The sequence below is a fragment of the Pseudomonas sp. Soil_N_39 genome (assembly GCF_057655955.1).
Genome location: NZ_JBDGLI010000018.1, coordinates 113,717 through 124,062, shown reverse-complemented (window position 1 = coordinate 124,062; position 10,346 = coordinate 113,717). Strand labels below are relative to the sequence as shown.

The 10,346-nt window shown below is 60.9% G+C and carries 12 protein-coding genes; 4 read left to right on the top strand and 8 right to left on the bottom strand.

Annotation, left to right across the window (positions count from 1 at the left end; genetic code table 11):
* Positions 1 to 215: 215 nt before the first annotated feature.
* Positions 216 to 833 carry a bifunctional phosphoserine phosphatase/homoserine phosphotransferase ThrH gene (thrH, locus tag AC3A5O_RS23410; RefSeq protein ID WP_305467794.1) on the bottom strand — a complete coding sequence of 206 codons (618 nt, stop codon included), beginning with the start codon at positions 831 to 833 and terminating at the stop codon, positions 216 to 218.
* A gap of 173 nt (positions 834 to 1,006) precedes the next feature.
* Here thrH and AC3A5O_RS23405 point away from each other — a divergent pair, with 173 nt between their 5' ends.
* The 3 genes from AC3A5O_RS23405 to AC3A5O_RS23395 all read left to right on the top strand — a co-directional run bounded on the left by AC3A5O_RS23405 (position 1,007) and on the right by AC3A5O_RS23395 (position 4,521).
* Positions 1,007 to 1,750 (top strand): phosphoadenylyl-sulfate reductase, encoded by a 744-nt coding sequence (locus AC3A5O_RS23405; protein WP_013693959.1) that lies wholly within the window; start codon positions 1,007 to 1,009, stop codon positions 1,748 to 1,750.
* 452 nt (positions 1,751 to 2,202) lie between these two features.
* Positions 2,203 to 3,732 (top strand): NCS1 family nucleobase:cation symporter-1, encoded by a 1,530-nt coding sequence (locus AC3A5O_RS23400; RefSeq protein ID WP_122568713.1) that lies wholly within the window; start codon positions 2,203 to 2,205, stop codon positions 3,730 to 3,732.
* Positions 3,733 to 3,792: 60 nt separating this feature from the next.
* On the top strand, positions 3,793 to 4,521 hold the full coding sequence (locus tag AC3A5O_RS23395) for an aspartate/glutamate racemase family protein (protein ID WP_122568714.1): 729 nt from the start codon (positions 3,793 to 3,795) through the stop codon (positions 4,519 to 4,521).
* A gap of 146 nt (positions 4,522 to 4,667) precedes the next feature.
* On the opposite strand, the gene AC3A5O_RS23390 is transcribed toward AC3A5O_RS23395, so the two are convergent.
* A complete protein-coding gene (locus AC3A5O_RS23390) occupies positions 4,668 to 5,591 on the bottom strand; it encodes a LysR family transcriptional regulator (RefSeq protein ID WP_305482370.1) in 924 nt (307 codons plus the stop codon).
* Positions 5,592 to 5,716: 125 nt separating this feature from the next.
* Between AC3A5O_RS23390 and AC3A5O_RS23385 the strand changes: the two genes are divergently transcribed.
* On the top strand, positions 5,717 to 6,463 hold the full coding sequence (locus tag AC3A5O_RS23385) for a 3-oxoacyl-ACP reductase family protein (RefSeq protein ID WP_305482369.1): 747 nt from the start codon (positions 5,717 to 5,719) through the stop codon (positions 6,461 to 6,463).
* Between the two features lie 62 nt (positions 6,464 to 6,525).
* Here AC3A5O_RS23385 and AC3A5O_RS23380 read toward each other — a convergent pair whose 3' ends face one another.
* The 6 genes from AC3A5O_RS23380 to AC3A5O_RS23355 form a co-directional block, all read right to left on the bottom strand.
* Positions 6,526 to 7,221, bottom strand: a complete 696-nt coding sequence (locus AC3A5O_RS23380; protein ID WP_060741342.1) for an HAD-IA family hydrolase — start codon at positions 7,219 to 7,221, stop codon at positions 6,526 to 6,528.
* Positions 7,222 to 7,475: 254 nt separating this feature from the next.
* The gene (locus AC3A5O_RS23375; RefSeq protein WP_122568717.1) at positions 7,476 to 7,850 is read right to left on the bottom strand and encodes a hypothetical protein; all 375 of its coding nucleotides are present in this window, start codon (positions 7,848 to 7,850) and stop codon (positions 7,476 to 7,478) included.
* Positions 7,851 to 7,938: 88 nt separating this feature from the next.
* Complete coding sequence (locus AC3A5O_RS23370; RefSeq protein ID WP_060741340.1) at positions 7,939 to 8,142, bottom strand: hypothetical protein; 204 nt, start codon at positions 8,140 to 8,142, stop codon at positions 7,939 to 7,941.
* Positions 8,143 to 8,211: 69 nt separating this feature from the next.
* Complete coding sequence (locus tag AC3A5O_RS23365) at positions 8,212 to 8,385, bottom strand: hypothetical protein (RefSeq protein ID WP_163006860.1); 174 nt, start codon at positions 8,383 to 8,385, stop codon at positions 8,212 to 8,214.
* A gap of 850 nt (positions 8,386 to 9,235) precedes the next feature.
* The gene (locus AC3A5O_RS23360; RefSeq protein WP_072406201.1) at positions 9,236 to 9,652 is read right to left on the bottom strand and encodes a glycine zipper domain-containing protein; all 417 of its coding nucleotides are present in this window, start codon (positions 9,650 to 9,652) and stop codon (positions 9,236 to 9,238) included.
* A gap of 380 nt (positions 9,653 to 10,032) precedes the next feature.
* Entirely contained in the window at positions 10,033 to 10,284 is a 252-nt protein-coding gene (locus AC3A5O_RS23355) for a hypothetical protein (RefSeq protein ID WP_305467798.1), read from the bottom strand.
* Between the last annotated feature and the right edge of the window lie 62 nt (positions 10,285 to 10,346).

Below are 10,346 nucleotides of genomic sequence, written 5' to 3'. Positions count from 1 at the left end.
GCCCGCGATGACAGTGTGTCAGTCGACTCAAGGCCAGTAGACACACCGCTATCGCGAGCAAGCTCGCTCCCACAGGTTATCTGTTCACAAAAAGGTGCCTGATAGAAATCCTGTGGGAGCAAGGCCTGCCCGCGATGACAGTGTGTCAGTCGACTCAAGGCCAGTAGACACACCGCTATCGCGAGCAAGCTCGCTCCCACAGGTGTGCGACAGTTTTACAGGCTGAGGTTGCGGTTCGAGGCCTTGAGGAATTCCTGCTTCAACTCGGCAAACGTGTGCACCGCCGGGAATTGCGGGAACTCGCGGATCACGTTCTCCGGCGCATGGAACAGAATCCCGGCGTCGGCCTCGCCCAGCATCGTCGTGTCGTTGTAGGAGTCCCCCGCCGCAATCACCCGGTAATACAGGCTCTTGAAAGCCAAAACCGACTGGCGCTTGGGATCTTTCTGACGCAACTGGTAGCCGGTCACCCGCCCGCTGTCATCGGTAATCAAGCGATGGCAGAGCAAAGTCGGAAAACCCAGCTGGCGCATCAACGGTTGGGAAAATTCGTAGAACGTGTCGGAAAGAATCACCACCTGGAAGCGCTCGCGCAGCCAGTCGACGAATTCGATGGCGCCGTCCAGCGGCTTGAGGGTGGCGATGACTTCCTGGATGTCGGAGAGCTTGAGGCCATGCTCGTCGAGAATGCGCAACCGTTGCTTCATCAACACGTCGTAGTCGGGAATGTCCCGAGTGGTTGCCCTGAGGGAGTCAATCCCGGTTTTTTCAGCGAAGGCGATCCAGATCTCCGGGACCAGCACACCTTCCAGGTCGAGACAGGCAATTTCCACAAGACACTCCCATTTTTTCTGATGTTTATCGGTTGAGCGAATAAAGGCTTGCCGACTCTAGCCATTCGTCGAAGCCCGCGCAACGCACAGGAACGCGCCAGCCCCGACAGCTTTTGTTACCATCAGCCCCATATAGAGCGCCCAGCGCCACCGACCTGTAGGAAACCGCCCTGATGAGCCCATCGTTTGACGTCGTGGAACTCGCCACGACCTATGCCAACAAGTCCCCGCAGGACATCCTCAAGCTGGCCTTCGCCGAATTCGGCGACGAGCTGTGGATATCTTTCAGCGGCGCCGAAGACGTGGTGCTGGTGGACATGGCCTGGAAACTGAACAAAAACGTCAAGGTGTTCAGCCTCGACACCGGTCGCCTGCACCCGGAGACCTATCGCTTCATCGATCAAGTGCGCGAGCACTACAAGATCGACATCGAACTGGTCTCGCCGGACTACACGAAACTTGAACCTTTCGTGAAAGAAAAAGGCCTGTTCAGCTTCTACAAGGACGGTCACGGCGAGTGCTGCGGCATCCGCAAGATCGAGCCGCTGCGGCGCAAACTGACCGATGTCCGCGCCTGGGCCACCGGCCAGCGCCGCGACCAGAGCCCCGGCACCCGCAGCCAGGTGGCGGTGCTGGAAATCGACACGGCGTTCTCCACCCCCGAACGCACCCTGTACAAGTTCAACCCGCTGTCACAGATGACCAGTGAGGAAGTCTGGGGTTATATCCGCATGCTCGAGCTGCCTTACAACAGCCTGCATGAGCGCGGCTTCATCAGCATCGGCTGCGAGCCCTGCACCCGCCCGGTGCTGCCGAACCAGCACGAGCGCGAAGGCCGCTGGTGGTGGGAAGAAGCCACGCAGAAAGAATGCGGGCTGCACGCCGGGAACATCATCGCCAAATCCAAGACCGTCTAAGCGTCCGCCCTACCCTGTACACAAAAATGTCACCACAAGTGGCATTTTTGTGTGCACTTATCTTGTCACTGCCCCGAAAGGTTACACCGACCTTCCCGCTTCGCCTGTCCTTCTACGTCCCCTGGCGTTCGCCGAAAAATAAATACCTGTTTAAACGGTCAATTTTAAATCGCCGTATTTCAGTTAGTTATTAATCCAACATAACAAAACGAAATTATTTCCGTAACGGATAGATCCGTAAGTGGCATAAATCTGGCTTGAGTCGACAAGTGTTTTGTATACAACATTTACAAAACATACACACACTTTAGATCCGCAAGCCTGAAGCGCCCTATCCCGTACAGGCTGCAGATGCCCCGTAACCAATGATGCTCGCCCGCCGCGACGAAGATTTGTCGAGCCCCGCGCTCATGCACAGTCATCGCTGCGCCGAGAATCAGGAGCCTGCCGGAATGCGTACAAGTCTCTCCAATAACATCGCGCTGGATCTGCCCTCCTCCACCCCTGCCCTCGATGACAACAGCGCAGCGTCCCTGGCCTTGAGCCCGAGGCTGCACAACAAGGATCTGGCGCCGACCAAGGCCGAAGGTCGCCGCTGGGGTCGCTACAGCATCTTTGCCCTGTGGACCAATGACGTGCACAACATCGCCAACTATTCCTTCGCCATTGGCCTCTATGCCCTGGGCTTGGGTGGCTGGCAGATCCTGCTGTCCTTAGGCATAGGCGCGGCACTGGTGTACGGCTTCATGAACCTGTCAGGCTACATGGGCCAGAAAACCGGGGTGCCGTTCCCGGTGATCAGCCGGATCAGCTTCGGGATCCACGGCGCGCAGATTCCGGCCTTGATCAGGGCGGTCATCGCCATTGCCTGGTTCGGGATCCAGACCTACCTGGCCTCGGTGGTGTTCCGCGTCTTGCTGGTGGCGATCCACCCGGGCTTCGCCGATTACGACCGCGACTCGATCCTCGGCCTGTCGAGCCTGGGCTGGGTGTGCTTCGTGGCAATCTGGTTCGTGCAACTGGTGATCCTGGCCTACGGCATGGAGATGGTGCGCCGTTATGAAGGCTTCGCCGGCCCGGTGATCCTGGTGACCGTTGCGGCCCTGGCCGGTTGGATGTACACCCAGGCCGGCGCCACCATTGCCTGGTCGATTCGCGAGCCGCTGACCGGTGGCGAAATGTGGCGCAATATCTTTGCCGGCGGCGCGCTGTGGCTGTCGATCTACGGCACCTTGATCCTCAATTTCTGCGACTTCGCCCGCTCCTCACCGTGCCGCCGGACCATCATCGTCGGCAATTTCTGGGGCCTGCCGGTGAACATCCTGATGTTTGCCGGGATCACCATCCTGCTCTGCGGTGCACAGTTCCAGATCAATGGGCAAATCATCGAAAGCCCGACCCAGGTCATTGCCTCGATCCCCAACACTTTCTTCCTCGTGCTCGGCTGCCTGGCCTTCCTGATCGTCACGGTGGCGGTGAACATCATGGCCAACTTCGTCGCCCCGGCGTTCGTGCTCAGTAATCTGGCGCCCAAGTACCTGACGTTCCGCCGCGCAGGGCTGATCAGCGCCGCCATTGCCGTGCTGATCCTGCCGTGGAACCTCTACAACAGCCCACTGGTGATCGTGTATTTCCTGTCCGGCCTCGGCGCCCTGCTCGGGCCGCTGTACGGGGTGATCATGGTCGACTATTGGCTGCTGCGAAAAGGCCGCATCAACGTGCCGCAACTGTACAGCGAGGACCCAAACGGTGCGTATTTCTACAACAACGGGGTCAACCTGCGTGCGGTGGCGGCGTTCATTCCGGCGGCGCTGATCGCGATCATCCTGGCCCTGGCGCCCGGTTTTGAGGCCGTTTCACCGTTTTCCTGGCTGATTGGCGCTTCGATTGCAGGGTTGCTGTACCTGATCATCGCCAAGCGCCAGCCGTATTACGAGGACGTCAGCGGCGAATCCATCGCTGTGGATAACGTCCATCATTGATTGCTCAAACGGCCCGCCAGGTTCGGGCCGCTTACTTTTATGTGTAAAGGAGGACAGCTCATGCGCATTCTCGTGGTCAACGTCAACACCACCGAATCCATCACTCAGGCCATCGCCCGACAAGCTCAGGCCGTCGCCGCGCCGGGCACCGAGATCGTCGGGCTCACGCCGCATTTCGGTGCCGATTCCATCGAGGGCAATTTTGAAAGCTACCTGGCGGCCATAGCGGTGATGGACCGGGTGATGTCCTACGACCAGCCGTTCGACGCGGTGATCCAGGCCGGCTACGGAGAACATGGCCGCGAAGGTCTGCAAGAACTGTTGAACGTGCCGGTGGTGGACATTACCGATGCCGGCGCCAGCACCGCGATGTTCCTTGGTCACGCTTATTCAGTGGTCACCACCCTGGACCGTACCGTGCCGCTGATCGAAGACCGGCTCAAGCTGTCCGGCCTGTTCGACCGCTGCGCCTCGGTACGGGCCAGTGGCCTGGCGGTGCTGGAACTGGAGCAAGACCCGCAACGGGCAATTGAAGCCATCGTGCAGCAGGCCGAGTTGGCGGTCAGCCAGGACAAGGCCGAAGTGATCTGCCTGGGCTGCGGCGGCATGGCCGGGCTCGATGAGCAGATCCGCCAGCGCACCGGGGTGCCGGTGGTGGATGGCGTGACGGCGGCGGTGACCATTGCCGAGTCGCTGGTGCGGCTGGGGTTGTCGACGTCGAAAGTGCGCACCTACGCCACGCCTCGGCCCAAGACCATCATTGGCTGGCCGGGGCGGTTTGGGCGGTGAGCTCACAGGTTTAGACCGAGGTGCCCTCAATCGCGAGCAAGCTCGCTCCCACAGTTGATGGGTGGTGATCAGCCGTTTTGTGAACACCACCAACCCCGTGGGAGCGAGCTTGCTCGCGATTGAGGCCACTCGGTCCAGAGCCCAACTCAAACCGCACTGAACCGCTGCGCCAGCCCCTGCTCGGCAAACTGCTCGATGATGAAATCCACGAACGCCCGGGTCTTGCCCGGCAGCAATTTGTGTTCGGCGTAGTAGATGGAGATGTTGCCATCGTCGACGTACCAGTCCGGCAGCACCCGTTGCAACGCGCCGGACTCCAGGTAGGGCACGGCCACCGGCATGCTCACCAGGCCGATGCCTAGCCCCTGGGCCGCGGCCGCGCAGTCGGCTTCCGAGTCGCTCATGGTCATGCGCGTCTTGAGCATGAGCGGGCTGTGTTGCTGGGTACGGCTGGTCAATTGCCAGGAACGCACCCGCCCGGTTTGTGGCGAACGAATCAGGATGCCCTGGTGCTGCGCCAGATCCTCCGGCTCCACCAACGCAGCATGGGTTTGCAGATAGTCCGTTGAGGCAACCAGCACCCGATGGGCCACCGCCAACTTGCGCGCCACCACGCCCTGGGGCAACTCGAAGCCGCCGCCGATGGCGGCATCGAAGCCCTGGCCGATCAGGTCCACCTGGCGGTTATCGAAATGCCAGTCCGGGTTGATCGCCGGGTAGCGCCGCAAGAACTCCCCCAGCAACGGCACGACATACAATCGACCGAACGCCGTGCCCATGCTCACCTTCAGTGTCCCCGCCGGTTGCCCGCCGGCGCTGGCCAAGTTGGCGACGGCGTTCTGGATGGTGTTGAAGCTGCTGCCGACCTCCCTCAAGAACAACTGGCCGGCTTCGGTCAGCCTCAAGCTGCGGGTGCTGCGCTGGAACAGGCGTACCCCCATGCGCGCCTCCAGCTTGGCGACGCTTTTACCCACCGCCGCCGGGGTCACGCTCAAACGTCGCGCCGCCTCGGCAAAGCTGCCGACTTCGGCGCTGCGCACAAAGCATTCGATACTGTTAAAGGTCTCCATGGGCCTCACTCTAAACTTTTGGTTTAGACAGACTATAGCAATGGCGGTCTACACAGCCCATGACGTCTTCTTGATACTCGCTCCATCACCGCGGCACCTCGCCCCGGCACTTTTTGGAGAACATCATGAGTACCCAAGCACTGAACGGCAAAGTCGCCTTGATCCAGGGCGGTTCTCGCGGCATCGGCGCCGCCATCGTCAAACGCCTTGCCGCAGAAGGCACCGCCGTGGCCTTCACCTACGTCAGCTCTGGCGCAAAATCCGAAGAATTGCAGAACAGCATCATCGCCGCCGGCGGCAAGGCCCTGGCAATCAAGGCCGACAGCGCCGACGCCGAGGCCGTCCGTAACGCCGTCGCCGCCACCGTCGAGGCTTTTGGCCGGTTGGACATTCTGGTCAATAACGCCGGCGTGCTGGCCATGGGGCCGCTGGATGAATTCAAACTCGAAGATTTCGACCAGACCCTGGCCGTCAACGTGCGCAGCGTGTTCGTCGCCACCCAGGCGGCCGCGCGGCACATGACCGAAGGCGGACGCGTCATCAATATCGGCAGCACCAACGCCGACCGCATGCCCTTCGTCGGAGGTGCCACGTACGCCATGAGCAAATCCGCGCTAGTGGGCCTGACCAAAGGCCTGGCCCGTGACCTCGGCCCGCGCGGCATCACCGTCAACAATGTGCAGCCCGGCCCGGTGGACACCGACATGAACCCGGCCGACAGCGACTTCGCCTCCAGCCTGATGTCGCTGATGGCCATCGGACGCTACGGCAACGTCGATGAAATCGCTAGTTTCGTGGCTTACCTGGCAGGACCGGAAGCCGGCTACATCACCGGTGCCAGCCTGACCATCGACGGTGGTTTTGGCGCCTGATCCGGGCTAACCATGTGGCGAGGGAGCTTGCTCCCGCTGGGCTGCGCAGCAGCCCTTTCCTATCAGGCCCACTCCAGTTCCGGCAAACCGCAAAGGCTTGGCTGAAACATCTTCAAGGAGCGAATGATCCCATCGGCATGGGCATATTTTTCGTCCGCCATGGCCGAGTCCGGAATGGCAATGGCGGTCATGCCGGCGGCTTTCGCGGCCGTCACACCGAACGGAGAGTCCTCGAACACCAGGCAGTCGCGCGGCTCGACACCCAGGCGCCGGGCGGCGGTGAGGAAGATATCCGGCGCCGGTTTTGCCGCACCGACCTCTGGGTCGTCCGCCGTCACGATGCAATCGAACAGCGCGAACCAGTCCCGGTGCAACGTGGTTTTCAGCGCGAACGTGGGGCTCGACGAACTGGTCCCCACGGCAATCGGAATGTTATGGGCCTTGAGATGCCGCACCAGTTCCTCGGCGCCGGGCATGCCCAGGGCGTGAGGAAAACGCTCGCGCATCAAGGGCTCGCGGATGACCAGGAATTCCTGGGGGGTGATCGGCAACTCCAGTGCCTGGACGACGTAATTGGCCAGGTCCGTGGCCCCGCGCCCGATGATGTTCTGCTTGACGCTCCAGTCGAACGTGCGCCCGTAGCGCTCGGCGATGATGGAGGTGACCTCGGTGTAGATCCCCTCGGTGTCCAGCAACAGCCCATCCATGTCGAAAATCACAGCCTTGATCGGGCCAAACTCTTTCAGCGGTGCATTCATCGCATCTGATCCGTTATCAACACAACATTCCAGGGATGGCTCAGGTGCGGCCAGGGCGGCGTGTTCGCCTTAAAGGATTCAGCAGGATAACGAAGGGGGCTTGGAACCGGCAATGGGAAATCGGTGAATGGGGTCCGTGGCGAGGGAGCTTGCTCCCGCTCGGCTGCGTAGCGGCCGTTGGATCTTGGGGTCGCTGCGCAACCCAGCGGGAGCAAGCTCTCTCGCCACAAAAGCGGATCGTGTCGGATGAAAGGTTACTGACCGGAGCCGCCCGACCCCGAGCCACTGCCGCCCGAACTGCCACCACTGTCGCTGGTACCGGTTCCGCCGTTGGTCCCACCGCCTGCGTCGGCGCCGCCCATCGTGCTGCCGCCACTCATCGAACCGCTGCCCGTGCCGGGGCTGGTGCTGCTGCCGCTGGCATCGCCACCATTGCCGCCCCCCACGGAGCCCGGAGGCAAGGCGTTACCGCTGGCACCGGACTTGGAGCCGGCTTCCATTTCCGAGGAAGGCGGCATCCCGCCCTTGTCCACAGGCGGCGTGCTGCTCGAAGACTGTGCGAAAGCGGCCAACGAACTGACGGAAAGAATCCCGGCGAGTGTCAGCGCTGTCATGTTGGACTTCATCATGGTGAGTCTCCTTTTCAAGGTACTTACCTGATGTCTGGCAGGCGTGGCGGGCCGATGGTGCCACTGGATCGACAGGCGGGCCTGCCGATCAGCTCGGCGTGCCGGAGGCGTCGTCACCGGCGATGTCCGGATCATCCGGGGTCGCTTCGACATCCTCGTCGTCGCTGGGCACCTGCTCGACGCCCGCTTCGTCATCGGGTGGGAGCTGGTCGCGGCTCAGCGGGTTGGTGGGCGATGGCAGCGGGTATTCCGGGGTTTCTTCGTCATTGGGAACGGGGGAATCGGCAGTCATACAATCTCCTGGCAGGTGCATGCACCTGTCCTGCAGCTTAAAGAACGCGGGCGATCCGTTTGAGCGACTTCACTTGTAGGATTCGTCCTCAAGTTCAGCGTCTTCGTCGTCGAGCAAAGGCACCTGGGCGTCGTCCATCAGGGAACCGGGGTCTTCATTGCCTGGGTCGTTGAGGCCCGGATCATTGATGAAGGGAACGCCCGTTGGGCCTTTTTCTTCCTTGCCTTCGGTTTCCGGTGTCATGGCGCACCTCGCGATTGCTGATGGATGTATGAATTTGAGGTGGGGGGGTGGCAATCGTTCCTGAGGATTGGTGTGTATATCCGTTTTTTGGGTAACGGCTGCTTATGGTTCCGCCCTGACGGCGGGTCACTTTTGAGAAGCCGGAATGCCGGCCCAGGCAAAAGTAACCAAAACGCTTCTGCCCCACCACTTGGCACCTCGCCTAGGCTCGGTGTGCCCGAACGCAGGCATTGCTCCGTGGGCCCGCCGCGAAGGGCCATCCATGGCCCAGCGCGGCTATCCCGGCATCCATGCCGGGATGCCCACTCCACAATGCCTGCGTTCGGCCATCGTGGTTAACGGGGCGCCGAGATCAACGTCCACCGCGAGGCGGCCTGATAGCCGACCTGGTTCTTGCGGGGGGGTGTACACCCATCAGACTTGTTTGAGCTGGACCTGTGGGAGCAAAGCTTGCTCGCGAGGCGGCCTGACAGCCGACCTGGCTCTCCGGTTATACCCCCGATCCGATTGTGGGAGCGGGCTTGCTCGCGAAGACGGCGGCACATCCAATACTGATGCAAGCTGACCCACCGCCATCGCGAGCAAGCTCGGCTCCCACAGGGATCGTCGGTGGACACTGATCTTATAAACGATCAAAAAACTGTGTGGGAGCGAGCTTGCTCGCGATGGCGGTGGTGCTGTTGCACAGCGGCTGGAGCTGTCTGCTGCTCTTGCTTTGGGCTCTTGAGCTCGACGCTCCGTCAATAAAAAAAGCAAAAAAACGGCGCTTCCCATTTCTGAAAGAAGCGCCGTTTTTTCTAAGTGAACAGCATTACGGCACAAGGCCGAGTCCATTCATCCAAGCATCCGCTTAACGATGATTTCTCTTGTGCTTATGCTTGTGCTTCTTACCACCGGAGTGACCGTCGTTGTCATTGGACAGGTTGCTGCCCAACGCGCCGCCCGCTGCGCCGCCGACGCCAGCACCGATGGTGGAGCCGGTGGAGCCGCCCAGACGGTTACCGACGATCGAGCCACCGGCCGAACCCAGGCCACCGCCGATGGCGGCTTCGGTGCGGCTGCCCTTGCGCGCGCCCACGGCGCTGCCGGCTGCGCCGCCGACGCCCGCGCCGATCGCGGCGCCTGTGCTGCCGCCCATTTGCTGGCCGACCACGTTGCCCAACACACCGCCCAGACCGCCGCCGACTGCAGCGGTACCGTCGCCGGCAGCCATCGCGCCCTGGGCAACTACCAACCCCAGTACCAAGGTGGACAAAGTCAAACGCATGATAGAAACCTCAAGAATGCCGCATCGGGGAGAAATGGCCAGTGCGCGCGGGCGCGAGTGTACGCCAAACAGCGTCAGCCATGACGGTTGGACAACGAAACGGCGGATTATTTTATGACAGGCAAAAAAAAGCCCGCTGGGGAAACGGGCAGGTACTGCTTTCTAACGGATGAGCTGAGAGTACGTACCTGCTTGTGAAAGAAACGTGAAAGAAACCGCCAGTTGAGAAAAGATGAAAAATATTTATCTAGGAACCGAATATTCCCCGTGGCAAGGGAGCTTGCTCCCGCTTGACCGGGCTGGCGCACCAGCGCCAAGCGCCCATAAAAAAGGGCTGCCATGCAGCCCGGTGGGAGCGAGCTCCCCTACCACGATTCCCGTCACTTCTTGACCGGAACCCTGGGTAAAAACTTGGCCTTCTCCCCTCGCTGCACTTTGGCCACCTTCGTCCTGATGGACTTGATCGGCTCGTCGCCAAAGTCTGCATGGTAGGTCGACTGGCCACATTGCAACCCTTCATTGATCGGATACGCGGCTCCGTGCTCCTCGCTGTACGGTGTTCCCATTGCCTTTCCCCTTTCATTGAGGTCCATACCGACAACAAACGGTTGCCTGACAATATCGACCTTCACGACAATGAGACTAGTCGGTCATCAACAGACTGTTGATTCCACAACACCCTTCGCCGACGAAT

What these genes read in the sequence shown, in the direction of transcription:
- AC3A5O_RS23395 (WP_122568714.1), top strand. Translation starts at nt 3,793, where the DNA reads ATGCGCATTCTCGTGGTCAACGTCAACACCACCGAATCCATCACTCAG.
- AC3A5O_RS23360 (WP_072406201.1), bottom strand. Translation starts at nt 9,652, where the DNA reads ATGCGTTTGACTTTGTCCACCTTGGTACTGGGGTTGGTAGTTGCCCAG.
- AC3A5O_RS23370 (WP_060741340.1), bottom strand. Translation starts at nt 8,142, where the DNA reads ATGACTGCCGATTCCCCCGTTCCCAATGACGAAGAAACCCCGGAATAC.
- AC3A5O_RS23380 (WP_060741342.1), bottom strand. Translation starts at nt 7,221, where the DNA reads ATGAATGCACCGCTGAAAGAGTTTGGCCCGATCAAGGCTGTGATTTTC.
- AC3A5O_RS23400 (WP_122568713.1), top strand. Translation starts at nt 2,203, where the DNA reads ATGCGTACAAGTCTCTCCAATAACATCGCGCTGGATCTGCCCTCCTCC.
- AC3A5O_RS23375 (WP_122568717.1), bottom strand. Translation starts at nt 7,850, where the DNA reads ATGATGAAGTCCAACATGACAGCGCTGACACTCGCCGGGATTCTTTCC.
- AC3A5O_RS23390 (WP_305482370.1), bottom strand. Translation starts at nt 5,591, where the DNA reads ATGGAGACCTTTAACAGTATCGAATGCTTTGTGCGCAGCGCCGAAGTC.
- AC3A5O_RS23365 (WP_163006860.1), bottom strand. Translation starts at nt 8,385, where the DNA reads ATGACACCGGAAACCGAAGGCAAGGAAGAAAAAGGCCCAACGGGCGTT.
- AC3A5O_RS23385 (WP_305482369.1), top strand. Translation starts at nt 5,717, where the DNA reads ATGAGTACCCAAGCACTGAACGGCAAAGTCGCCTTGATCCAGGGCGGT.
- AC3A5O_RS23405 (WP_013693959.1), top strand. Translation starts at nt 1,007, where the DNA reads ATGAGCCCATCGTTTGACGTCGTGGAACTCGCCACGACCTATGCCAAC.